Source organism: Streptococcus anginosus, from assembly GCF_900636475.1.
In the GTDB taxonomy this organism is placed as follows: domain Bacteria; phylum Bacillota; class Bacilli; order Lactobacillales; family Streptococcaceae; genus Streptococcus; species Streptococcus anginosus.
The window spans coordinates 978,584-1,003,730 of sequence record NZ_LR134283.1 but is presented as its reverse complement, the minus strand read 5'-3'; the positions used below and the strand labels follow the sequence as shown (position 1 = coordinate 1,003,730).

The window sequence follows — 25,147 nt, the reverse complement described above, 5'->3', positions numbered from 1 at the left end:
ACGAACTTTTTTATGTGGTCTGGACTTTTTATGAGCAAAAAATCAAATTTCCTGTGGGAAATGGTTTTTTTGAGAAGAAAAAAGTATTTTTCCATGAAAAGGGTCTTCTCTAGAAAGGTTTGGGGAACTTTTCAGACAGATTTATTCGGAATAGACAGCTGAACGTCCTATTTCTTTTTTAATTCCTCATTTAAAAAAATTTTGTTTAATGATATAATAGTAGTGACATCTTAGAGAAAAGAGACGATTTATGACAAACTATGCAATTATTTTAGCAGCTGGAAAAGGCACTCGCATGAAATCAGATTTACCAAAAGTGCTTCACAAAGTTGCTGGAATTTCGATGTTAGAACATGTATTTAGAAGTGTTGCTGCCATTGCACCAGAAAAGACTGTGACAGTGGTCGGACACAAGGCAGAGCTGGTGGAGCAAGTATTGGCGGGGCAGACAGAGTTTGTTCGTCAAACGGAGCAATTAGGAACTGGTCATGCTGTGATGATGGCAGAGCCTGTGCTGGAAGGTTTGGCAGGGCAAACATTAGTCATTGCAGGAGACACTCCTTTAATCACAGGAGAAAGCCTGAAAAATTTGATTAACTTTCATGTCAACCACAAAAATGTTGCAACGATTTTGACAGCAGAAGCGGAAAATCCATTTGGTTATGGGCGGATTGTCCGTAATCAGCATGAAGAAGTGATCAAAATTGTGGAGCAAAAGGATGCTTCGGATTTTGAAAAGCAAATCAAAGAAATTAATACAGGAACGTATGTTTTTGATAACGCCCGTCTTTTTGAAGCCCTGAAAAATATCAATACCAACAATGCGCAAGGAGAATACTACATCACAGATGTAATCGGCATTTTCCGTGAGAATGGCGAAAAAGTCGGCGCTTATACTCTGAAAGATTTTGATGAAAGTCTTGGTGTCAATGACCGTGTAGCTCTTGCGACTGCCGAAGGAATTATGCGTCGTCGAATCAATCAAGCTCACATGGTGAATGGCGTTAGTTTTGTAAATCCAGAAACGACTTATATTGATGTAGACGTACATATTGAACCAGAAGTACAAATTGAAGCCAATGTTACCTTGAAAGGAACAACGAAAATTGGTGCAGGCAGCATTTTGACAAACGGTACGTATATTGTTGACTCTGTTATTGGTGAACAAACGGTTATTACCAATTCGATGATTGAAGAGTCTACAGTTGCAGACGGTGTAACGGTGGGACCTTACGCTCATGTTCGCCCAGATTCAAGCCTTGCTAAAAATGTACATGTTGGTAATTTCGTTGAAGTGAAAGGTTCTTCTATCGGTGAAAATACCAAAGCTGGGCATCTGACCTACATTGGTAATTCTGAAGTGGGTGCGAATGTCAATTTTGGCGCTGGAACAATTACAGTTAATTATGACGGACAGCACAAGTTTAAGACTGTCATTGGGAACAATGTCTTTGTAGGTTCTAATTCAACCATTATTGCGCCGGTAGAACTTGGGGACAATTCTCTTGTAGGTGCAGGTTCAACCATTACCAAGGATGTGCCAGCTGATGCAATTGCTCTTGGTCGTGGTCGTCAGATCAATAAAGAAGAATACGCTAAACGCTTGCCACATCATCCAGATAATAAGTAGGAACGGCTATGGATTTTGAAGAAAAAACGCTAAAACGAACAGAAATTTATCAAGGTCCTATTTTTAACCTTGTCAAGGATAAAGTTCAGCTACCGGCTGGGAAAGGGACAGCTTACCGTGATTTGATTTTCCATAATGGTGCTGTAGCAGTTATTGCGTTAACCCCAGAAGACAAAATGATTTTGGTCAAGCAGTACCGCAAAGCTATTGAAGCAACCTCTTATGAAATTCCGGCAGGCAAGTTAGAAGTCGGTGAAAATGCGGATCCTAAAGCTGCTGCTTTGCGTGAATTGGAAGAAGAGACCGGCTATACAGGTGAATTGGAACTGCTCTATGATTTCTATTCGGCGATTGGCTTTTGCAATGAGCGAACCAGACTTTATAGTGCTAGCCATTTGACAAAAGTTGAAAATCCTCGTCCACAAGATGAGGACGAGACCTTAGAACTCCATGAAGTGACCTTGGAAGAAGCGAAAGCTCTCCTTGCTAGTGGTGATATTTGTGATGCAAAAACCATTATTGCACTTCAATATTGGGAAATGAAAATGAATCGAAGATAGGGGGACGCTCATGGGAAGACCTTTATTAACAGATGAAATGATTGAACGGGCAAATCGTGGTGAAGATATTTCAGGTCCACCTTTGCATGATGAGGAAGAAACCAAAATTTTAAAAACGACTAGAAGTCAGTTTGGTTATTCTTCTCCAACTAGCGGTTTCAATCAAGATACACTTCAAATTGATGTAGAACCAACAGTAACCAAAAGTCGACGCATTGAAAATGCAAAACGCGGAGTATTCCAAGCGAAATTAAACAAAATTCTATTTTGGATTGTCCTGCTTTTGATTGCTTTGATTGCTGCTATTATTTGGCTATAAAAAAGCGAGAAGCTTAGACTTTCGCTTTTTTTATGATAGAATGAGAGGAAATAATGAAAATCGGAATTATTGCAGCTATGCCTGAGGAATTAAAAATCTTAGTGGAAAACTTAGAAAATGCTGAAAAACACTTACGTTTGGGGCATGTTTACCATACAGGAAGTATCGGTCGACATGAAGTCGTGCTGGTAGAAAGCGGCATCGGCAAGGTCATGTCTGCTATGAGTGTAGCTGTTTTGGTCAATGACTTCAAGGTTACAGCTGTCATCAATACAGGTTCTGCTGGAGCGGTAGCCGAAGGGTTGGAAATCGGCGATATTGTAGTTGCTGACCGTCTAGTATACCACGATGTAGATGTAACAGCTTTTGGTTATGAATACGGACAAATGGCGCGCCAGCCACTTTATTTTGAAGCTAGCCGTTATTTGGTTTCTGAAATGAAAAAGATTTTAGAAAAGACACATCAGACGAGTCGTGTTGGTTTAATTGCGACAGGTGACAGCTTTGTTGCCGGTCAAGATAAGATTAATCGCATCAAGCAGCATTTTCCAGATGTTTTAGCTGTCGAGATGGAAGGCACTGCTATTGCCCAAGCTACTCACTCGATTGGCCTACCTTTTATGGTTCTCCGAGCTATGAGCGACACAGCTAGCCATGATGCTAATGTCACTTTTGATGAATTCATTCTTGAAGCCGGGAAACGCTCAGCAGAAACCCTGATTCAATTTCTGAAAGAATTGGTTTAGATAGAGGAGAAGATATTATGTATAAAGAGTCTTATTTTGATGGTAGTCTATTTTTTTACATTGGTCATGCTATTTTAGCTATCTTGATTACAGTTTTGACGCTGGGTATCTGTGCACCTTGAGGCATGTGTATCCTATATAATTGGAAGGTAAAGCATACGGTCATTGACGGGCACCGTCTCTATTTTGACGGTACTGCAATACAGCTTTTTGGAAATTGGATTAAGTGGTGGCTCTTGACGCTTGTTACCTTTGGTATTTACGGTTTTTGGCTTAATATCAAACTGATCCAGTGGATTACTAAACATACTCATCATGCGAATTGAGAACAAGCAAGCGAGACTTAAGTTGCTCGCTTTTCCTTTTCTTCTGTCTTGCCAAAAAATCCCTTTTGATGGTATAATCAAGGAACTGCAATCAATGATATAGGAGAAAAGATGAGTATTTTAGAAGTAAAAAATCTCAGCCACGGTTTTGGTGACCGGGCTATTTTTGAGGATGTATCCTTCCGTCTGCTCAAGGGTGAGCATATTGGCTTGGTTGGTGCTAATGGTGAAGGTAAGTCAACCTTTATGAGCATTGTGACAGGGAAAATGCTACCAGACGAGGGTAAGGTTGAGTGGTCCAAATATGTAACTGCTGGCTATCTGGATCAGCATGCTGTGTTGGAGCAAGGCCAGTCTGTCCGCGATGTCTTGCGCACAGCTTTTGACGAGCTTTTCAAAACTGAGGCCCGCATCAATGAAATCTATATGAGCATGGCTGAGGAAGGAGCCGATGTTGATGCTCTTATGGAGGAAGTGGGCGAGCTACAGGATCGCTTGGAGAGTCGAGATTTCTATACTCTAGATGCTAAGATTGACGAGGTCGCACGAGCTCTGGGTGTCATGGACTACGGTATGGAGCGTGATGTGACAGAGCTATCTGGTGGGCAGCGGACCAAGGTTCTCTTGGCTAAGCTACTTCTTGAAAAACCGGATATCCTACTCTTGGATGAGCCAACCAACTATCTGGATGTTGAGCACATTGACTGGCTTAAGCGCTACCTACAGAACTATGAAAATGCCTTTGTTCTGATCTCGCATGATATTCCTTTCTTAAACGATGTGATCAATATCGTCTACCATGTGGAAAATCAACATCTGACTCGTTATTCTGGAGATTATTATCAGTTTCAGGAAGTCTATGAAATGAAAAAATCTCAACTGGAAGCAGCCTATGAACGGCAGCAGAAGGAAATTGCTGATTTAAAAGACTTCGTAGCGCGCAACAAAGCCCGTGTAGCTACTCGGAATATGGCAATGTCCCGTCAGAAAAAGCTGGATAAGATGGACATCATTGAGCTGCAGAGTGAAAAGCCCAAGCCTTCCTTTGACTTCAAATCTGCTCGCACGCCTGGTCGCTTTATCTTTCAAACTCAGGATTTGAAAATTGGTTACGATCGTCCATTAACTTCACCGCTTAATTTAACTTTTGAGCGTAATCAGAAAGTTGCCATTATAGGAGCTAACGGAATCGGAAAAACCACCCTGCTAAAGAGTTTGCTAGGTATCATTCCTCCAATAGCTGGTCAAGTAGAACGTGGAGACTATCTGGAATTGGGTTATTTCGAGCAGGAAGTTGAAAGCGGCAATCGTCAGACGCCGCTCGAAGCAGTCTGGAACGCCTTCCCAGCTCTTAATCAGGCAGAAGTTCGAGCAGCTCTGGCTAGATGTGGTCTAACTTCTAAGCATATCGAAAGTCAGATTCAAGTCCTATCCGGAGGGGAGCAGGCCAAGGTTCGCCTTTGCCTCCTCATGAACCGAGAAAATAATGTTCTGGTGCTGGACGAGCCGACCAACCACCTGGATGTAGATGCCAAGGAAGAGCTGAAGCGAGCTCTGAAAGAATACAAGGGCAGCATTCTCATGGTCTGCCACGAGCCTGATTTCTATGAAGGCTGGATGGATCAGATTTGGGATTTTAATCAATTAACGTAAGAATAAAGAAAACGGGGAGTGGGACAAAAATCGGTATTTCGTAAGAAATCGATTTTACCATCTCACCTCTGCAAGGTCTAGTAGGTCTGTAAAAGCTGAAACATTAGCGCATTAGAGCCCACTCAACTACTGTGTATAGAAAACAAACGAGTCTGGAACAAAAAAGTTCCAGACTCTGTTTTGTCTTTATTTCTTAAATGTATAATCTTTGATGATTTCAATTTTCTCAATTTTAATCTCTTTTTTGGGTTTATCGTTTTCACCGATTTCTGTTGTAGCAATTTTATCTACAACTTCCATACCAGAAGTAACTTGTCCAAAAACTGTATAATCGCCGTCTAAGCTAGGATTCCCCCCTTTTTTATAGGCTTCAATGATTTTTTCAGGATAAGCATCGCTTGATAGTCTGCTAGAATTATCTTTATTGTTTTGATTGATAAAGAATTGGCTACCGTTAGAATTTGGATCTGAAGAACGAGCCATTGATAACGCACCACGGATATTGTAGAGATAAGGAGAAATCTCTGTTTTAAATCCGCTTCCAGAATCAATCTTTTCATTCTTTCCTTTCCAAATTGATTCCCCGCCAGTACCATTTCCTAGGGGATCTCCTGTTTGAATCATAAAATCTTTGATGACACGATGGAAAATCAAGCCATTGTAATAACCTTCTTTAGCATGAGTTAAGAAATTTTCTACAGCCAGCGGAGCATATTTAGGAAAAAGTTTTAGAGTGATAGCACCTTCCGTCGTTGTTATTTTCACTTGTGCTTCATTATCTGCGACTTTATCAGACAATTGTGGGAAAGAGATATTCTTATCTGTCAATACTTTTTTTCGTTCTTCAGCTAATTTATCTGTGGTATCTGAGCTGGATGTTGTTGTACTTGATCCCGAAGTCTCATTTCTCCGAATAGCTTTTTTTATGCTGCCACAGCCTGTTAAAAATAAGGCTCCAGCCAATGCTAAAATGAGTAATTTTTTCATACATGTCCTTTCTGAATTTAAAACTATTCACATTTTACTATAAACAAGCTAATTTTTCAAATCTTTTGAGGGTTATCTATACTAACTAAAAGGCACTATCGGGCTCTTTTTTTGTACTAAAACAGCGTTTAGCAATAAAGAAATGAGGCATTTGCTGCCTAAGAATTTTAGGAAATCATTATTTTTTACAGTCCTCATGTGTAGCATGAGGGTTTTGGAAATGAGCATTTTGTAGTTGTCTGTTGTAGGGCATTTTTGGGGGATTCATTTAGCAATGGGATATGTGCCAGGATTGTTTATCGCTTTTTTCTTGGACCTACTTGTAGCAGAATCAGTTGTAAAAGAACTTGCTTTTAAATTTTTAACGGAATGCCATAAAACTTGGTAGAAAATTATTCTTGTTTCAGGTGGTATGGTTCTGATCATGGTTTCACCGATGCCTTTTTATGGTATATTTTTTAATAGCGTACCGCTTTCACTAGCCAATTATCTAGGAACTTGGCTAACCAATTTTATTGTAGCTTTTCTTTTGAATTTTCTGATTGTTGGACCAATTTCTCACTTTATTCTAGGTCGATTGCAAAAGTAATGTTTTTAATCCTGCTGACGATGAATTTTTGACAATTAGTATACGGAAATTCTTTATTAGATTAATTTAATGATAAACATTTTATGTTATAATAAATCTATAAAGGAGGGATAGAGAATGGCTAAAAGATTGACAAGAGACGTGCGAAATAAAAAAATTGCGGGTGTTTGTGCAGGTGTTGCAAATTATTTTGACATTGATCCTACCATTGTACGACTAATCTGGGGAGTAGCATTTTTTGTATATGGAATCGGTCTGATCCCTTACTTGATTTTGTGGTTTGTCTTGCCAGAAGATGATGGGAATGATGATGTGATTTGGAAGTAAGCAATGTTGTTTAAAAAGTGGAAACATGGAACTTCTACTTTTTTTCTTGCATTGGATTAGTGTGTGATTTGTGATATAATAAAGTTTATGGCAAATAAGAAAAATAGTAAGAAAGGTCGGACAACAAGACGGCCGACAAAAGCAGAATTAGAACGTCAAAAAGCTATTCGAAGGATGTTAGTAACTTTCGGAGTTGCTTTTTTGCTTCTTTTTGCAGCCTTAAAATGGGGTGCCGTTGGAATCACTCTTTACAACCTTATTCGATTGTTAGTAGGAAGTTTAGCCTATATGGCTATTATAGCCAGTCTCATTTACCTTTTCTTTTTTAAGTGGGTTAATAAGCATGAAGGCTATAAATCAGGCTTTTTCAGTATTTTTATTGGCTTGCTACTCATATTTCAAGCTTATTTTGTAAATGTTTTAAATTTAAAAGGACAGGTTCTGAGTACAACCTTGTCACGGATTTTAACAGATTTGACAGCTGTCAAAGTCAGTTCTTTTGCTGGTGGTGGTTTATTAGGAGCTGCTCTTTATACTCCTGTAGCCTTTTTATTTTCAAATATTGGCTCCTACTTTATCGGTGTTCTCCTGATATTGTTAGGAGCGCTACTCATTAGTCCGTATTCGATTTATGATATTTTTGAAAAAATAAGCGAAGCTTATCATGCATGGAATGAAAAGCGGGAAGCAAAGCGCCAGCAACGATTTGTGGAAAAAGAAGAAAAAGCTGCACAAGAAGCGATGAGTGCTATTCAAGTAGAGCAAGACGAGCTACAAATTGATCCTGAAACGGGAGAAATTTTAGATGATGATGTCTTGGCGCACACTCCGATTCAATTTGAAGAGGGAGAACCGGAAATCTACGATTATGATGAGGGTATAACTGAGAAATCACACGAAGAAGATCAGCAAGATGATATAGATGAAGATGTGGAAGTGAATTTCACTCCTAAAGAAAGTTTCGATTACAAACTGCCAACAATCAATCTGTTTGCGCCAGACAAGCCTAAAAATCAATCCAAAGAAAAGAAAATTGTCCGCGAAAATATCAAGATTTTAGAAGAAACATTCACTAGCTTTGGCATTCGTGCTGCCGTTGAACGTGCTGAAATCGGACCGTCTGTGACCAAATACGAAGTCAAACCAGCCGTCGGAGTGCGGGTCAACCGCATTTCCAATCTGGCTGACGATTTAGCTTTGGCTTTGGCCGCTAAAGATGTGCGGATTGAGGCACCCATTCCGGGCAAATCTCTAGTCGGAATTGAAGTACCAAACTCCGAGATTGCGACGGTCACTTTCCGTGAACTCTGGGAACAGTCTAAGACAGATGATAAGAAATTACTCGAAATTCCTTTAGGAAAAGCCGTCAATGGCTCTGTTCGGACGTTTGATTTGGCAAAAATGCCTCACTTGCTAGTAGCAGGATCGACTGGTTCAGGGAAATCTGTTGCAGTCAATGGCATTATTGCTAGTATTCTCATGAAAGCACGACCAGATGAAGTCAAGTTCATGATGGTCGATCCTAAAATGGTTGAATTGTCTGTTTATAATGATATTCCTCACTTGCTTATCCCTGTTGTGACCAACCCTCGCAAGGCGAGTCGGGCTTTGCAAAAAGTGGTCGATGAAATGGAAAATCGCTATGAGCTCTTTTCTAAGGTTGGTGCTCGCAATATTGCTGGTTACAATGCCAAAGTAGCCGAGTACAATGCTAGTCAACCAGAATATAAACAAGTTCCTCTTCCTTTGATTGTGGTCATTGTGGATGAGTTGGCAGACCTTATGATGGTAGCCAGCAAAGAAGTGGAAGACGCTATTATTCGCTTGGGACAAAAAGCTCGAGCGGCTGGTATTCACATGATTTTGGCCACTCAGCGACCGTCTGTTGATGTTATTTCTGGGCTCATTAAGGCAAATGTTCCTTCGCGGATTGCTTTTGCTGTCTCTAGCGGAACTGATAGCCGAACGATTCTAGATGAAAATGGTGCCGAGAAACTCTTGGGACGTGGGGATATGCTCTTTAAGCCGATTGATGAAAATCATCCTGTCCGTCTGCAAGGATCATTTATTTCCGATGAAGATGTAGAGCGCATTGTCACTTTTGTTAAAAATCAAGCCGAAGCAGATTATGATGATAATTTTGACCCAGGCGAAGTATCTGAGAATGACATGGATTCAGGTAGTGAGAGTGAACAAGGTGATCCACTCTTTGAAGAAGCCAAGGCTTTGGTCATAGAAACTCAAAAAGCGAGTGCTTCAATGCTCCAACGTCGATTGTCTGTCGGATTTAATCGTGCGACTCGGCTCATGGAAGAGCTAGAAGCTGCGGGTGTCATCGGTCCAGCAGAAGGCACCAAGCCAAGAAAAGTTTTATTGAATAACTAAAATAAGTGCTGTTTAAAAAATGTAACATCCTTTCCCAACAAATTTCTGTTGGGATTTTTTGTAGCTGTTCTATTTTAAAGTTTTGTAGAAAAGGTATGAAAAATCTCATGTTTTCCAGTTTTATGACTTTTCTATAACCTAAGGATAACTTTTTTGATAGAATACTAATATGATTTGTGAATGGAGGCTATATGTCAGAACAGATATACACAGGGCTTAGCCAACAAGAGGTTGAAGAACGAATTCAAAAAGGCTTAGTCAATAAAGTAACGGTTAGTACGGAGAAGACAACTTGGCAAATCATTCAATCCAATGTCTTTACTTATTTTAATTTCATCTTTTTTGTTCTTGCTCTATTGCTGATAATTGTACAATCATGGAATAATTTACTTTTTTTACCTATTGTTATTATCAATTCTTTGATTGGAATTGTTCAAGAGCTTAGAGCGCGCAAAATATTGAGCAACATGCAGTTACTTCATCACTACACAGCGATTGCAGTACGAGACAGTAAAGAAATCCAACTAGAGACAAAAGATTTAGTACAAGATGATATCGTTCTTTTCTCGACAGGAGACCAAATCTATGCAGATGCTAAGATTGTATCAGGTGAATTGAAAGTCAATGAATCACAGTTGACAGGAGAAGCGGATGAAATCGCAAAGCAAATAGGGGATACTGTCATGTCAGGCAGTTTTGTCGTATCTGGCAAAGCCTATGCTCGTTTGGAAAAAGTAGGCGATGAATCCTACATCAATCAACTGACATTGAAAGCAAAAGAAGTCTCTGGAAAAGAAGAATCTGAAATGGTACGTTCGGTCAATAATCTGGTTAAAGTGATTGGATTTTTGATTATTCCTTTAGGGCTTCTTCTATTTTTCCAAAGTTATGTGACCAATCACGAAAGTTTTCAAGTTAGTATTGTCTCCACGGTAGGAGCTATTATTGGGATGATTCCAGAAGGGCTTTATCTTTTGATGACTCTAGCGCTGGCTTTGGGAGCAGCTAGTCTAGCAAGACAGCAGGTTTTATTAAACAGCATGAAGGGGATTGAGTCTCTTTCTCGTGTAGATGTTTTGTGTGTAGATAAGACAGGAACCATTACGGAAAATACGATGAAAGTTGTACAAGTGCTCTCTGCTCAGCAAGACAAGAATGCCTCGCAGGAAGCTCTTAAACAATATCTGGCAGCAAGTCCAGATGAAAATGAAACGATTGCAGCGATTCGAGACTTTTTTGCTTCAGAAGTAGTAGAAAAGGATTGGACCGTGGTGAAAACCTTTCCGTTTAGTTCAAAGACCAAGTTTGGTGCTATTTCTTTCAAAAACAGCAATTTTATTTTAGGTGCTCCGGAGTTTGTATTAAAAGAAAAGCTGGAAGAATATCGCAACTATTTTCAACAATATGCAGAAAATGGCTCACGGGTTCTTGTTTTTGCTGAATCAAAAGATCAGCCATTTACAGGTGATTTGACTCAAACAGTAGAACCCCTACTCTTCATCTTATTAGAAAATCCAATTCGAGAAAATGCAGCCGAGACCTTTTCATATTTTGATGTTCAAGGTGTGGAAGTCAAAGTTATTTCAGGAGATAATCCTGTCACAGTTGCTGCAGTGGCTACCAAAGCAGAGATTCCTCATGCTGAAAATTATGTAGATGCGCAAAACTTGGATACTGATGAAAAAATCACTCAAGCAGTTGAAAAATATACGGTCTTTGGTCGAGTGACCCCTCAACAGAAACAAAAATTAGTTCAAGCACTTCAAGCTAATCAACATAAAGTTGCAATGACAGGTGACGGTGTAAATGATATTTTAGCAATGAAGACTGCAGATTGCAGCATTGCTATGGAGTCAGGCAACGGTGCTACCAAACAGATTGCACAAGTTGTTTTGCTGGATTCTGACTTTTCGCATATGCCGCATATTGTGACAGAAGGACGTAGGGTTGTCAATAACATTCAGCGTTCCGCTAGTTTATTTCTTGTGAAAAATATCTTTTCCATTTCACTAGCTATTTTGTCCAGTTTGTTTGCTTTTACCTATCCTTTGCAAGCATCACAAGTTTCCTTGATTAGTGCGTTCACTATTGGTATACCAGGATTTATGTTAGCTTTGGAGCCCAACAAGCAGCGCATTCGAGGGCGTTTCATCAGAACGGTTTTACAGAATGCGATACCAGCAGCTTTTGTTGATTTATTGGCCGTTTTGATTGTCATGGCTTGTGGTCGGATTTTTCGATTATCCACGCAAGAAGTTGCGACATCATCTGTTATCTTATTAGCAGTGGTTGGTTTCATTATCATCATCAAGCTTATTCAGCCGCTCAATCGAATGAAAACCATTGTCGTACTCTTTAACATCATCGGCTTGGTGATTTCGGGCTTGTTATTTCACTCTATCTTTTTGTTATCCAAAATCTCACCGATTACCATTATCCTCACAGTCATTCTTTCCTTAATGTTAGAATCACTCATGAGATTGTTTCAATTCATAACAAATAAGTTATTTGCTCTATTTGATAAGTTCTCAACAAAATATTAAATATAAAAATATCGGAAGCAGATGAGTCTGTCCGATATTTTTTATTATTTTGTTAAAAATAAGCCAATCGCCATGGCGAGGTAGAGAAAGAAGGTCAAAATAAAACCAGCTCGCCAGAAAAATTTAAAGAACTTAGGATAGTAAAAACTGCGTTTAACTCGAAGAAAGTAGACAGTAATGGCAATTGCTAAGGCAGAAAGGGCTAATGCTAATTCTGGCAAGAAACTGTGGTAGAAAGCTCTATCAGAGATGACATAGAATTCTAACACAAAAAGTGGAAAAGCCAAATCTGCAAAATTCAAGCCAAATCGTTTCAAGCGAAATAATTTAGTAATAATAATGGTTAAAATAATAGTTAAAAAGATAAATAAAATAGATGCGATTTTTAATAATGTCATACACATATTTTACCACAAAAATAGAGAAAAATAGAGAATTTTTTTAGTATTTTTTCTTGCAATTTAGTCGTTTTAGTGTATAATAGAAAGGTATGCAAGAAGCATACTTGTGGGAGGTAAAAATCTTATATTACCGCCAAAACCACAAAGGAGGATTTAAAGATGGCTAAAAAAGTCGAAAAACTTGTAAAATTGCAAATCCCTGCTGGTAAAGCTACTCCAGCTCCACCAGTTGGTCCTGCGCTTGGTCAAGCCGGTATCAACATCATGGGATTCACGAAAGAGTTCAACGCTCGTACAGCTGATCAAGCTGGTATGATTATCCCAGTTGTTATCTCAGTATATGAAGACAAATCATTTACTTTCGTAACAAAGACACCACCAGCTGCTGTTCTTTTGAAAAAAGCTGCAGGTGTTGAAAAAGGATCAGGTACACCAAACAAAACAAAAGTTGCAACAGTTACTCGTGCACAAGTACAAGAAATTGCTGAAACTAAGATGCCAGATTTGAACGCTGCAAACCTTGAGTCTGCAATGCGTATGATCGAAGGTACTGCTCGTTCTATGGGATTCACTGTTGTTGACTAATCAATAACACCCAAACCCGCAAGACTTCATCATTTCGAGAAGGACGTGGGAGATGAAAATCGATTGAACCACTTACAAGGAGAATAGAAAATGGCTAAAAAAAGCAAACAACTTCGTGCTGCTCTTGAAAAAATCGACAGCACAAAAGCATACAGTGTAGAAGAAGCTGTAGCACTTGCAAAAGAAACAAACTTTGCAAAATTTGACGCAACTGTAGAAGTTGCTTATAACTTGAACATTGATGTAAAAAAAGCGGATCAACAAATCCGTGGTGCAATGGTTCTTCCAAACGGAACTGGTAAAACTCAACGTGTGCTTGTTTTTGCACGTGGTGCAAAAGCAGAAGAAGCAAAAGCTGCTGGTGCAGACTTCGTTGGTGAAGATGACCTCGTTGCAAAAATCAACGGTGGCTGGCTTGACTTTGATGTCGTAATTGCTACACCTGATATGATGGCACTTGTTGGACGTCTTGGACGTATCCTTGGACCACGTAACTTGATGCCAAACCCTAAAACTGGTACTGTAACAATGGATGTTGCAAAAGCAGTTGAAGAGTCTAAAGGTGGTAAAATTACTTACCGTGCAGACCGTGCAGGTAACGTACAAGCTATCATTGGTAAAGTTTCATTTGATGCTGATAAGTTGGTTGAAAACTTCAAAGCATTCCACGATGTGATTGCAAAAGCTAAACCAGCTACAGTAAAAGGAACTTACATGACAAATCTTACTATCACCACTACCCAAGGTGTGGGTATTAAGGTTGATGTTAACACACTTTAATTTAGAATCTAAAACTCTATCTTCGGATGGAGTTTTTCTTTTGCTAAAATCAAAAGCGTTGGATTGATGAATTCATCGCTTTTTATATTTGGAATAAAATTTGCAGGGAGATACATATTTAAAACAAAAATCTTTTATGTTATATTTTATAACATATTTTTTAAAAAACTATTGCATGAATTTTTGTAAAATTGTATAATATAAAATAATTATTCCTAGTGGGAGGTTTCTCATGCTAACATATAAATCTATATTATATCAAGATAAGCGAGAATATAGCTATATTGATCTCGAAAAAGCGGCATTAGATATGGGTGGAAACTTAGACAATCTTCCTTATTCTATTCGCATATTATTAGAAAGTCTTTTGCGAAAAGAAGATGGTAATGTTGTAAGAAAACATCACATAGAGAATCTGATGCACTATCAAGCTGTTAAACCAAAAGGTGAAGTGCCCTTTAAACCAAGTCGTGTTATTTTACAGGATTTTACGGGAGTACCAGTTGTTGTTGACTTGGCAAGTATGCGCGATGCAGTTGTAACAAATGGGGGAGATCCAGAACTTATCAATCCTGAAATTCCTGTGGATTTAGTCATTGACCATAGTGTGCAAGTTGATTGTTATGGCTGTGAGACTGCTTTGGAAGAAAATATAACAAAAGAATTTTCACGTAATAATGAGCGGTATGAATTTTTGAAATGGGCTGAGCAATCTTTTGATAATTATCGTGCAGTTCCACCTGCAACTGGGATTATTCACCAAGTTAATATTGAATTCCTTAGTGATGTTGTTATTGAAAAAGACGGCATGCTTTATCCAGATTCAATGTTTGGAACAGACAGTCATACAACAATGATCAATGGAATAGGGGTTCTTGGCTGGGGAGTTGGAGGAATTGAAGCAGAGGCTGCTATGTTGGGAGAAGCTTCTTATTTTCCAGTTCCAGAAGTGATTGGTGTACGCTTAGTTGGGGAATTGCCCAAGATTACAACGGCAACTGACTTAGCTTTAAAAGTAACGCAACGATTACGACAAGAAAATGTAGTTGGAAAATTTGTAGAATACTTTGGGGAAGGACTAGCAACACTTAGTTTGGCAGACCGCGCAACAGTTTCAAATATGGCGCCAGAATATGGAGCAACTTGCGGTTACTTTCCTATTGATGAAGAGACCCTTCGTTATATGCGATTAACAAATCGGAAAGAAGAACATATTGCGTTAACGAGGCTCTATGCTCAAAAGAATCATCTATTTTATGATGAAAAAGTGGAGCCAATTTATTCAAAAATTGTTGAGATTGATTTGTCCACCATTGTTCCAAGTATTTCTGGTCCCAAACGGCCACAGGATTTAATTGAATTGACAAATGCTAAGCAAGAATTTCAAGCGAGTCTTATCCGAGAAGCGGGTGTTCGAGGTTTTGGTTTGCCAAGAGAGGAATTGAGGAAAACAGCGACGGTATTGTTTGATGATTATGAAGAAGAGATTAAAACGGGTCATGTCGCTATTGCAGCAATTACTAGTTGTACTAATACCTCCAACCCATATGTCTTAATGGCGGCAGGCTTAGTAGCTAAACGTGCTGTGGAAAAAGGATTGCGTGTTTCAAAAACAGTCAAAACGTCACTTGCACCAGGCAGTAAGGTTGTTACGGCTTATTTGAAGGAGAGTGGTCTCCAAGTCTATCTGGACAAATTAGGTTTTAATGTTGTTGGATATGGCTGTACCACTTGCATTGGCAATTCTGGAAATTTGTTACCAGAAGTGGCAAAAGCAATTACGGATACGGATTTACTTGCTAGCGCTGTCCTATCAGGTAATCGGAATTTTGAAGGACGAATCAATCCTTTGGTTAAAGCAAATTTTTTAGCTAGTCCGCCACTGGTGGTCGCTTATGCTTTAGCTGGGAATACAAATATTGATTTAACAAGTGAACCGCTTGGATATGATAGGAATGGACTACCTGTTTACTTCATGGATCTTATGCCAAATCATGATTTGGTAGCAGACTATGTACAAAAATACGTTACCAGTAGTTTGTTTAAAAAAGAGTATGAGCATGTTTTTACTGATAGTGAAAAATGGAATCAAATTCCAACAACAAAGTCGAAAATCTATCACTGGAATCAAGCCTCTACTTATATACAAAATCCTCCTTATTTTGATGGCTTGGAAGATGATACAAGCATTCAACCGTTGAAAAATCTAGCTGTTTTAGCAAAATTTGGAGATACGATTACGACAGACCATATTTCTCCAGCAGGAAATATTGCTAGAAATAGTCCAGCAGCATCATATTTAGAGGAACATGGTGTAAGCTATCAAGACTTTAATTCTTATGGTAGTCGTCGTGGGAATCATGAAGTAATGATGAGAGGCACCTTTGCCAATATTCGGATAAAAAATGAACTAGCAGCTGGAAAACTTGGTGGTTATACAAAATATAAGGGTGAATTGATACCGATTTATGAAGCTGCTATGTGTTATAAGAAAGAAAAAGTGGATACGATTATTTTGGCAGGTCGCGATTATGGTATGGGTTCTAGTCGTGATTGGGCAGCTAAAGGAGCAAATCTTTTGGGTGTTAAAGTGGTTTTAGCTGAAAGTTTTGAAAGAATTCATCGCTCCAATTTAGTCATGATGGGCATTCTTCCTCTTCAATATTTGGACGGCGAAAATGCTCAAAATCTTGGATTAACTGGAAAAGAAACGTTTGATATTCAATTGCCGAAAGAGCCACAGGTAGGACAAGTCATAACGGTTATTGCAAAAGAAGGCGATCGAATTGCACGATTTAAAGCACGTCTTCGTTTTGATGCAGACGCGGATATTCGTTATTATGAAAATGGGGGAATTTTACCAATGGTGGTTAGAAAGAAATTGCAAGAGGTAAAACAATGACACAAAGCAATGGTTTAAAAGATACGATTGCCTGTGAGACTCGTATCAGTCAGATTATAGATGATACTCTTTCTTATGCAGGCTATAATATTTCCGAATTGATGGAGAATAATGCAAGTTTTGAAGAAGTTATTTACCTACTTTGGAATTTGCATTTACCAACTCAGATTGAATTGAAACATTTTGTGAACGATTTACGTGCCAACTATGCCATTAGTGATGCGGTGGAACAATGTATTCTCATCCAGTCGCGCAAGCATCTGCATCCAATGAGTGTATTACGTTCTACAGTTAGTCTTTTAGGAGTCTATAATATCCATGCTGAAGAGACGTCTCTAGAAGCAACTTATGAACAAAGTATTCAATTGATGGCTAAGATTCCAACGATTATTGCAACATTTACAAGGTTGAGATCGGGGCAAACTCCGATTGAACCGAGAAAAGATTTAGGATTTGCAGCGAACTTTTTATATATGTTAAATGGGCAGGAACCATCAGAATTAGAAATTCGAGCTTTCAATCGTGCTTTGGTTCTTCATGCAGATCACGAGCTAAATGCTTCCACTTTTGCAGCGCGGGTCTGTGCTTCCACTTTAACCGATATTTATTCTTGTGTGACGGCGGCAATCGGCGCTTTAAAAGGGTCACTTCATGGAGGAGCCAATGAATGCGTCTTTGACATGTTAAAGGAAATTAAAGCAGAGGGTGATACGAATGCATATTTGGATCGAAAATTAGCTTCACATGAAAAAATCATGGGCTTTGGTCATCGTGTTTATAAAACACAGGATCCTCGTGAAAAATATTTGCGAGAAATGGCAGAGGAATTGACAAAAGGAACAGAAAAAGAAATTTGGTACCAGATTTCAGAAGAAATCGAACGTTATATGAAGCACACCAAGCATTTAATACCGAATGTAGATTTTTACTCAGCAACGGTTTACCATGTTTTAGGTATTGACAGTAGTATCTATACATTGATTTTTGCAATGAGTCGAGTGTCTGGCTGGATTGCCCATATTCAAGAGCAACGCAAGAATAATAAGTTGATTAGACCTCGATCTCATTATGTTGGCGCTCAAAATTTACATTATATTCCTATTGGGAGGAGATAAAATGGCAGAAAGAATTCGTCTTGTGAATAAAAAGTTGCTCGTTCCTGATAATCCCATTATCCCTTATATCGAAGGTGATGGAATTGGGCATGACATTTGGAAAAATGCACAGCTTGTCTTGGATAAAGCGGTGGAGATAGCTTATGGAAGCAGTAGAAAGATTTTTTGGAAAGAGATATTGACGGGAGAAAAAGCCTTTCGTTTGACAGGAGAATGGTTGCCAGAAGAGACTTTAACGACAATTCAGCATCATTTAGTTGCGATTAAAGGTCCTCTTACAACTCCTGTTGGTGGTGGTATTCGTTCTTTAAATGTTGCCTTGCGTCAAGAACTAGATCTCTACGCTTGTGTACGTCCCGTACGGTATTTTGCGGGCGTTCCTAGCCCACTACGACATCCTGAAAAGACGGATATGACAATTTTCCGTGAAAATACCGAAGATATTTACGCAGGAATTGAATGGGAAAGTGAGTCTGATGAGGCTCAACAAGTGATACAATTTTTGCAAGAGAAAATGGGAATTGATAAAATTCGTTTTCCGAAGACGAGTGCTATTGGCATTAAACCAATTTCACGCCAAGGAAGTGAACGGTTGATTCGTGCAGCGATTCATTATGCTCTATCTGCCAATGAAAAAAACGTAACTCTGGTTCATAAAGGGAATATCCAAAAATTTACAGAAGGTGGTTTCAGAAAATGGGGCTATGAGCTTGCCGAGAAGGAGTTTGCAAAGGAATTAGCAGCTGGGCAATTGATTGTGACAGATGTGATTGCAGATAATTTTTTACAACAAATTCTATTAAATCCTGAAAAATTTCAAGTAGTAGCTTTGACAAATTTGAATGGGGATTATGTTAGTGATGCTCTGGCTGCTCAAGTCGGCGGCATTGGTATTGCTCCTGGAGCTAATATCAATTATGAAACAGGTCATGCTATTTTTGAAGCAACGCATGGAACGGCTCCTGATATCGCAGATCAAAATAAAGCAAATCCTTGTTCACTCTTGTTGTCTGCCTGCATGATGTTTGATTACATTGGGTGGTCCGAAGCTGCGCAAGTTATTATAAAAGCGATTGAAAAAGCGTTAGCACTTCAAAAGATGACAGATGATTTTGCTAGTCAGATAGAAGGTGTTCCTGCGCTTTCAACGAGTGATTTCACTCAGGTTTTATTAGATTTTTTAGCTTAGGTTCTGATTTTTACACATGAAACAAATCGTGGGACTCTATCTTCGGATGGAGTTTTTTAAATCCTGTGAGTGTTACTTTTTTCTCGAAATTTTTATTTTTTACAGAATTTGACTATATAAAAATCTCAAAATATGGTAAAATAGTACAGATAAAATAAGGAGAATAAAAATGGTAGCCCCGAAATATAAACGTATTTTAATCAAATTATCAGGTGAAGCTCTTGCTGGTGAGAAAGGGATCGGAATTAACATTTCAACCGTTCAAAAAATGGCAGAGGAAATCAAGGAAGTACATGATTTAGGTATTGAAATCGCCCTTGTTATCGGCGGTGGAAATCTCTGGCGTGGAGAGCCTGCGGCAGAAGCAGGAATGGATCGTGTGCAGGCTGACTACACAGGAATGTTAGGAACAGTCATGAATGCCTTGGTTATGGCGGATTCACTTCAACAAGTGGGGGTGGATACGCGCGTACAGACAGCGATTGCGATGCAGCAAGTAGCAGAACCTTATATTCGTGGACGCGCTCTGCGACACTTGGAAAAAGGACGTATCGTTATTTTCGGTGCTGGAGTTGGTTCTCCCTACTTCTCAACAGATACAACAGCTGCCCTTCGTGCAGCTGAGATTGAAGCTGATGCGATTCTTATGGCGAAAAACGGTGTTGATGGGGTCTATAATGCAGATCCAAAGAAAGATAAGACAGCTGTGAAGTTTGATGAATTAACCCATCGTGACGTGATTAACAAAGGTCTTCGTATCATGGATTCAACGGCTTCTACTCTTTCAATGGATAATGACATTGACCTTGTTGTCTTTAATATGAATGAGCCTGGTAATATCAAACGTGTTGTCTTTGGTGAGCAAATCGGAACAACCGTTTCAAATAATGTAGAAAAAGAAGAGGAATAAGTTATGGCAAATGCAATTGTAGAAAAAGCGAAAGAAAGAATGACACAATCACACCAAAGTTTAGCGCGTGAATTTGGTAGCATTCGTGCTGGTCGTGCGAATGCCAGCCTTTTAGATCGGATTTCAGTTGAGTATTATGGAGTGGAAACTCCACTCAATCAAATCGCGTCTATCACGATTCCTGAAGCGCGTGTCCTTTTGGTGACGCCGTTTGACAAATCTTCTATCAAAGATATTGAGCGCGCACTCAACGCTTCTGATCTTGGTATTACCCCTGCAAGCGACGGTACGGTTATTCGTTTGGTCATTCCCGCTTTGACAGAAGAAACTCGCCGTGATCTTGCTAAGGAAGTGAAGAAAGTCGGTGAAAATGCTAAAATTGCTATTCGTAATATCCGCCGTGACGCTATGGATGAAGCTAAAAAGCAAGAAAAAGCAAAAGAAATTACTGAAGATGAATTGAAAACACTTGAAAAAGATATTCAAAAGGTGACAGATGAAGCAGTTAAGCATATTGATGAAATGACTGCCAGCAAGGAAAAAGAATTGATTGAAGTGTAAGCTTTTCTCTATATGTAGTAAAAAATAGAAAGCAAAGAGAATAGGACAGAAATCAGTCGTTTCCTAGAAACTTGATTTTGTCGTCCCATCTCCGTAAAGTCGAGTAGGGCTGTAAAAGTTGATTGATCAATGAGTTAGAGCTCACTCAGCAGTGATTGATTAGGCACTAAAGTGCCATTAATTGTGTATGGGAAACTCTAATTGACTAAAGTCAACATAGTTTCTCCAAACTACTGCGTCTTAGAATGATAACTATATAAACAAAGGAAGCTGAACACTTTTGTTCCAGCTTCTTCTTTTGAAGTGGGAAGACATGTTTCATATCTACTTCAAACGATAGAAAGATAAAAAATGAATACAAATCTTGCAACATTTATAATAGGTCTTGTAACCGATGAAAATGATCGTTTTTACTTTGTCCAAAAAGACGGGCAAACGTATGCTTTAGCTAAAGAAGAGGGTAAGCATCAGTTGGGCGAATCGGTCAAGGGCTTTGCCTACAGCGACATGAAGCAGAAACTTCGCTTGACGACTCTTGATGTAACAGCGACCCAGACGACTTTTGGCTGGGGAACAGTGACTGATGTTCGCAAGGACTTAGGTGTTTTTGTTGACACAGGACTTCCAGATAAGCAAATTGTAGTGTCTCTTGACATTTTGCCAGAAATAAAAGAACTTTGGCCTAAAAAAGGCGACTACCTCTATATTCGTCTGGATGTAGACAAAAAAGATCGCATTTGGGGGCTTTTAGCCTACCAAGAAGATTTCCAGAAATTAGCTCGTCCAGCTTATAATAATATGCAAAATCAAAATTGGCCGGCTATTGTTTATCGTTTGAAGTTATCTGGAACCTTTGTCTATCTGCCTGAAAATAATATGCTGGGCTTTATCCACCCCAGCGAGCGTTACACAGAGCCGCGTTTAGGTCAGGTCTTGGATGCGCGTGTCATTGGTTTTAGAGAGGTGGATCGGACTTTAAACCTTTCGCTCAAACCTCGCTCTTTTGAGATGCTGGGAAATGACGCCCAGATGATTCTGACATACCTAGAAAGTCAAGGAGGCTTTATGACTTTGAATGATAAGTCGTCTCCAGAGGATATAAAGACTACCTTTGGCATTTCCAAAGGACAGTTTAAAAAAGCTTTAGGCGGTCTGATGAAAGCTGGTAAGATTAAGCAGGATGTGACTGGGACGGAGTTGGTTTGAGATACTAATCTATCTTATTTTTAAGATTTTTGATAGAATAAAAGGTATGTTAGAAAAGAAACCTCATAAAAGGAGGTCATTGTGTTAGCGATTGAAGAGATCAAAACAGTAAATCTGACAAATTTACCTAATCTGACAATTTTGACTGGTGATGATACAGGGCAATTTGAATTGATGAAATCACAATTTTTACGTCAAATTCAATACGATGCTGCAGATTTAAATATGACTTACTTTGATATGAAAGAAGCCGTTTATCCAGATGTGGAGATTGATCTAGTGAGTTTGCCCTTCTTTTCTGAAGAGAAGATCGTCATTTTGGATCATTTTTTGGATGTGACAACAGCTAAAAAATGCTATTTGACGGATGATGAGCTAAAATCTTTTGAGCAATATTTGGAAAATCCTGCAGATACGACAAAATTAGTCATTTTTGCAGAAGGAAAGTTGGACAGTAAACGGCGAATTGTAAAATTGCTCAAGCGAGATGGTAAAATTTTTGAAGCAAGTGAGCCCAAAGAACAAGACTTACGCACCTACTTTAGTAAGCAAGTTCAAGAACAGGGGTTAGAACTTCGTTCGCAAGTTTTAGAAGAATTGCTTATTAAGTCTGGTTTCGATTTTAGTGAAATTAGCAAAAACCTAGCTTTTTTAAAGGACTATAAAAAAGATGGCATCATTACAAGTGATGACATTGCTGAAGCGATTCCAAAGACTTTGCAGGACAATATTTTTGACTTGACCCAGATGATTTTGCAGCAAAAGGTAGATGCGGCAAGAAGCCTGGTGCGAGACTTGACATTGCAAGGTGAAAATGAAATCAAGTTGATTGCGATTATGCTGGGACAGTTCCGCATATTCACGCAAGTGAAAATCCTCTTTGAAAATGGACGTAACGAAAGTCAGATTGTAGCAGACTTGTCCAGTTATTTAGGACGAAAGGTGAATCCTTTTCAAATCAAATATGCTTTGCGTGATGTGCGTTCTTTACAGCTTGATTTTCTAAAAAAAGTACTTGCTTGCTTGATTGAAACAGATTACCAAATCAAGTCTGGAGTTTATGAGAAAAGTTACTTATTTGACTTGGCTTTGTTAAAGATTGCTACCCACAACTTATAAGCAAATAAGTTGAAAATTTTGTAGGTCTACGTTATCATTTTCATATAAAATGAAAAAGGGGAACAAACCAATGGCAATTATTTTACCTGATTTACCTTATTCTTACGATGCTTTGGAACCGTATATTGATGAAGAAACGATGCACTTGCATCATGACAAACACCACAATACTTATGTCAATAATGTAAATGCGGCTCTGGCAAAACACCCTGAAATCGGTGAGGATTTGGAGCAACTTTTGTCAGATGTAGAAACCATTCCAGCGGATATTCGGCAAGCTGTTATCAATAACGGTGGTGGTCATCTCAATCATGCTCTTTTCTGGGAATTGATGACACCAGAAAAGACAGAGCCGTCAGCAGCATTAGCAGCAGACCTTGAAGCAACATTTGGTTCATTTGAGGATTTCAAAGCAGCATTTACAACAGCTGCGACAAGTCGCTTTGGTTCAGGTTGGGCTTGGCTGGTGGTCAATAATGATGGTAAATTAGAAGTGACTTCAACTGCTAATCAAGACACACCAATCTCTGAAGGGAAAACACCAATTTTAGGAATTGATGTTTGGGAACATGCTTATTATGTGAAGTACCGCAATGTTCGTCCAGATTACATCAAAGCATTCTTCTCAGTCATCAACTGGAATAAGGTTAATGAATTGTACGCAGCAGCAAAATAAGGTGTGCAATGAGATAGAAAAAACGAATCTGATTAGGTTCGTTTTTTTCTGTTATAGTAAAATTACCTATACATTCCTTCCAAATAAAACCAGATTTGTTGTTTGAGGAATTTCAGAGAATGATCGTTTATTCTGTCAATCACGCCAAAAACGAGATAATGATTTTTAAATAATAGCTCATAATCAATATTTTCTCCGACAATAATAATTTTTCCTCCTTGTAAAATATCTTATCATATAAGACAATCTTCTTCTGAGTGAAATCCTTAAACAGTCATTCAACGTTGTTTAACAGTTTATCTTTGTAGTAATGAAAGAATGATTTTTTCGCAATGACACTCGTTACTTGTCCTTGCAAACCGTACTTCAAGATCTGGCTATCTCTTTTAGATACAAAGGCTCTTGCAGTGATTTTAAACAGGTTTCCCTGTTTTGTTTCAGTAGCAGAAGTGTCAATGCTGTTAATTTTACCGATAATAGTGATTGTATGATTTCCAATTTTTTCTAGAGTAAGGCGGGAAGTTTGTCCCTTTTTTAAATTGGTCATATAGGCTGAAGGCACGTAATAGGTGATAAGAACTTCTTTTGTTTTCGTGATATCTGGATAGATCTGAGCAATTTCCGTTCCTTTTGGTAGTAAAGCCTTTCCTTTGAGCGCACTGCTGATATGAAGAATACCTGTTTCAGGAGCAGTTAACTGATTGTTTTGAAGTTGAGCAGTTGCTTGGTTCAATTGATTTTGCAAATCGATTATCTGAGTTGTAAGGGTTCTTAATTCTTGCTCTGTGGTCTGGATAAATTGTGTGCGAAGTACCTCAATTTTAGTCGAAAGACTATTGTCATAGGTCGTTGCAGTTCCGGCACTAGCTTTTTGAATCTTTAGATTGGCAATGGAAGAATTTAGGCTGGATATCTTTGTATCAATTTGAGCTAAGTATTGATTTGTAGTTGACGAATCATGTTTGACGTGATATTCATTTTTATATAGGTTAAAGGTTGCTTGATGAGGATTGCTTTTTGGCAAATTTGAAACGTTGCTAGAAATGGCATTATACAATTCATGATAGTCATTCATTTGTTTTGTTAATTCGTTCATTTGCTCATCAATAGCAGCAATCGTATGGTTGGTTAAAGAAGCTTGTTTACTAACTTCGGAATTATTTTTTGAAATGCCGATAGTTAAATCTTCTGATTGTTTGATAAAATTGTTAAATGTGTTGGCATAGCCAAACTCATCTTTGTCTGTAAAAAGATTTGTTCCCTGCTGTAAACTATTTTTTAATGTTTCTAATTCTGCTTTTTGGCGCTGGTAAGTGGCAAGTTGCGTTTCAATGGCTGTTTGTTGGGAAGCTTCCATATTTTTTGTATATTGAACCAACAACTCTCCTTTGGTGACGGTCTTATTTTCAGCTAAATGATTGGTCAGAACCGTATTGTCACTGGTTGACTGAATCATGGCAATGACTTTCGTTGGTGTGATTTCGCCAATGGATTTGACAGTCACTTCTTTTTGCCCGATAAAGGAAAAAAGAACAAGAAATAGAACGAAGAATACCAAAGGCAGAATGAGAACGGTCGCAAAGTTGTGGTATCTTCGATGATAAAATTCTGCACTTTTAAACAGATTGGGATTCATAA

General features: G+C 38.7%; 21 protein-coding genes and 1 pseudogene. 19 read left to right on the top strand and 3 right to left on the bottom strand.

Annotation, left to right across the window (positions count from 1 at the left end):
• Nucleotides 1-250 precede the first annotated feature (250 nt).
• From glmU to EL079_RS04820, 6 genes and pseudogenes are all read left to right on the top strand, one after another.
• Nucleotides 251-1,630: a bifunctional UDP-N-acetylglucosamine diphosphorylase/glucosamine-1-phosphate N-acetyltransferase GlmU gene (glmU, locus tag EL079_RS04845; RefSeq protein ID WP_003032114.1), complete on the top strand. Its 1,380-nt coding sequence runs from the start codon at nucleotides 251-253 to the stop codon at nucleotides 1,628-1,630.
• Between the two features lie 8 nt (nucleotides 1,631-1,638).
• Entirely contained in the window at nucleotides 1,639-2,190 is a 552-nt protein-coding gene (locus tag EL079_RS04840; protein WP_003032124.1) for an NUDIX hydrolase, read from the top strand.
• Between the two features lie 10 nt (nucleotides 2,191-2,200).
• Nucleotides 2,201-2,509, top strand: a complete 309-nt coding sequence (gene macP, locus EL079_RS04835; protein ID WP_003025491.1) for a cell wall synthase accessory phosphoprotein MacP — start codon at nucleotides 2,201-2,203, stop codon at nucleotides 2,507-2,509.
• A 53-nt stretch (nucleotides 2,510-2,562) separates the two neighbouring features.
• Nucleotides 2,563-3,255 (top strand): 5'-methylthioadenosine/adenosylhomocysteine nucleosidase, encoded by a 693-nt coding sequence (locus EL079_RS04830; protein ID WP_003032133.1) that lies wholly within the window; start codon nucleotides 2,563-2,565, stop codon nucleotides 3,253-3,255.
• A 17-nt stretch (nucleotides 3,256-3,272) separates the two neighbouring features.
• Nucleotides 3,273-3,581: pseudogene (locus tag EL079_RS04825) on the top strand (DUF898 family protein).
• Nucleotides 3,582-3,692: 111 nt separating this feature from the next.
• Nucleotides 3,693-5,234 carry an ABC-F family ATP-binding cassette domain-containing protein gene (locus EL079_RS04820; RefSeq protein WP_003032120.1) on the top strand — a complete coding sequence of 514 codons (1,542 nt, stop codon included), beginning with the start codon at nucleotides 3,693-3,695 and terminating at the stop codon, nucleotides 5,232-5,234.
• Nucleotides 5,235-5,420: 186 nt separating this feature from the next.
• Here EL079_RS04820 and EL079_RS04815 read toward each other — a convergent pair whose 3' ends face one another.
• A complete protein-coding gene (locus tag EL079_RS04815; RefSeq protein ID WP_003032117.1) occupies nucleotides 5,421-6,221 on the bottom strand; it encodes a peptidylprolyl isomerase in 801 nt (266 codons plus the stop codon).
• 706 nt (nucleotides 6,222-6,927) lie between these two features.
• Between EL079_RS04815 and EL079_RS04810 the strand changes: the two genes are divergently transcribed.
• The 3 genes from EL079_RS04810 (at nucleotide 6,928) to EL079_RS04800 (ending at nucleotide 12,065) form a co-directional block, all read left to right on the top strand.
• On the top strand, nucleotides 6,928-7,137 hold the full coding sequence (locus EL079_RS04810; RefSeq protein ID WP_003032121.1) for a PspC domain-containing protein: 210 nt from the start codon (nucleotides 6,928-6,930) through the stop codon (nucleotides 7,135-7,137).
• A gap of 87 nt (nucleotides 7,138-7,224) precedes the next feature.
• Nucleotides 7,225-9,522 carry a DNA translocase FtsK gene (locus EL079_RS04805; RefSeq protein ID WP_003032137.1) on the top strand — a complete coding sequence of 766 codons (2,298 nt, stop codon included), beginning with the start codon at nucleotides 7,225-7,227 and terminating at the stop codon, nucleotides 9,520-9,522.
• Between the two features lie 191 nt (nucleotides 9,523-9,713).
• Entirely contained in the window at nucleotides 9,714-12,065 is a 2,352-nt protein-coding gene (locus tag EL079_RS04800; protein ID WP_018543433.1) for an HAD-IC family P-type ATPase, read from the top strand.
• Between the two features lie 44 nt (nucleotides 12,066-12,109).
• Here the strand turns inward: EL079_RS04800 and EL079_RS04795 are convergent, their stop codons facing one another.
• Nucleotides 12,110-12,463 carry a DUF3397 family protein gene (locus EL079_RS04795; RefSeq protein ID WP_018543434.1) on the bottom strand — a complete coding sequence of 118 codons (354 nt, stop codon included), beginning with the start codon at nucleotides 12,461-12,463 and terminating at the stop codon, nucleotides 12,110-12,112.
• A gap of 162 nt (nucleotides 12,464-12,625) precedes the next feature.
• Between EL079_RS04795 and rplK the strand changes: the two genes are divergently transcribed.
• The 10 genes from rplK (at nucleotide 12,626) to EL079_RS04745 (ending at nucleotide 23,509) form a co-directional block, all read left to right on the top strand.
• On the top strand, nucleotides 12,626-13,051 hold the full coding sequence (gene rplK / locus EL079_RS04790) for a 50S ribosomal protein L11 (protein ID WP_003025466.1): 426 nt from the start codon (nucleotides 12,626-12,628) through the stop codon (nucleotides 13,049-13,051).
• 90 nt (nucleotides 13,052-13,141) lie between these two features.
• Nucleotides 13,142-13,831, top strand: coding sequence for a 50S ribosomal protein L1 (rplA, locus tag EL079_RS04785; protein WP_003032116.1), 690 nt, complete (start codon nucleotides 13,142-13,144; stop codon nucleotides 13,829-13,831).
• A gap of 232 nt (nucleotides 13,832-14,063) precedes the next feature.
• Nucleotides 14,064-16,733 (top strand): aconitate hydratase AcnA, encoded by a 2,670-nt coding sequence (acnA, locus tag EL079_RS04780; protein WP_003030701.1) that lies wholly within the window; start codon nucleotides 14,064-14,066, stop codon nucleotides 16,731-16,733.
• A complete protein-coding gene (locus EL079_RS04775; protein ID WP_003025458.1) occupies nucleotides 16,730-17,848 on the top strand; it encodes a citrate synthase in 1,119 nt (372 codons plus the stop codon). Before acnA ends, EL079_RS04775 begins: the two co-directional genes overlap by 4 nt.
• Nucleotides 17,835-19,037 (top strand): NADP-dependent isocitrate dehydrogenase, encoded by a 1,203-nt coding sequence (gene icd, locus EL079_RS04770; RefSeq protein WP_026248153.1) that lies wholly within the window; start codon nucleotides 17,835-17,837, stop codon nucleotides 19,035-19,037. The genes EL079_RS04775 and icd overlap by 14 nt, the downstream gene beginning before the upstream one ends.
• Nucleotides 19,038-19,206: 169 nt before the next feature.
• Nucleotides 19,207-19,947: a UMP kinase gene (gene pyrH / locus EL079_RS04765; protein WP_003025453.1), complete on the top strand. Its 741-nt coding sequence runs from the start codon at nucleotides 19,207-19,209 to the stop codon at nucleotides 19,945-19,947.
• A 3-nt stretch (nucleotides 19,948-19,950) separates the two neighbouring features.
• Complete coding sequence (gene frr / locus EL079_RS04760; RefSeq protein ID WP_003030687.1) at nucleotides 19,951-20,508, top strand: ribosome recycling factor; 558 nt, start codon at nucleotides 19,951-19,953, stop codon at nucleotides 20,506-20,508.
• 351 nt (nucleotides 20,509-20,859) lie between these two features.
• A complete protein-coding gene (cvfB, locus tag EL079_RS04755; protein ID WP_003030696.1) occupies nucleotides 20,860-21,714 on the top strand; it encodes an RNA-binding virulence regulatory protein CvfB in 855 nt (284 codons plus the stop codon).
• An 81-nt stretch (nucleotides 21,715-21,795) separates the two neighbouring features.
• On the top strand, nucleotides 21,796-22,833 hold the full coding sequence (gene holA, locus EL079_RS04750) for a DNA polymerase III subunit delta (protein WP_003030703.1): 1,038 nt from the start codon (nucleotides 21,796-21,798) through the stop codon (nucleotides 22,831-22,833).
• A 70-nt stretch (nucleotides 22,834-22,903) separates the two neighbouring features.
• Nucleotides 22,904-23,509, top strand: coding sequence for a superoxide dismutase (locus EL079_RS04745; protein ID WP_003025442.1), 606 nt, complete (start codon nucleotides 22,904-22,906; stop codon nucleotides 23,507-23,509).
• A 274-nt stretch (nucleotides 23,510-23,783) separates the two neighbouring features.
• Here EL079_RS04745 and EL079_RS04740 read toward each other — a convergent pair whose 3' ends face one another.
• Entirely contained in the window at nucleotides 23,784-25,145 is a 1,362-nt protein-coding gene (locus tag EL079_RS04740; RefSeq protein ID WP_003030685.1) for a bacteriocin secretion accessory protein, read from the bottom strand.
• Nucleotides 25,146-25,147 lie beyond the last annotated feature (2 nt).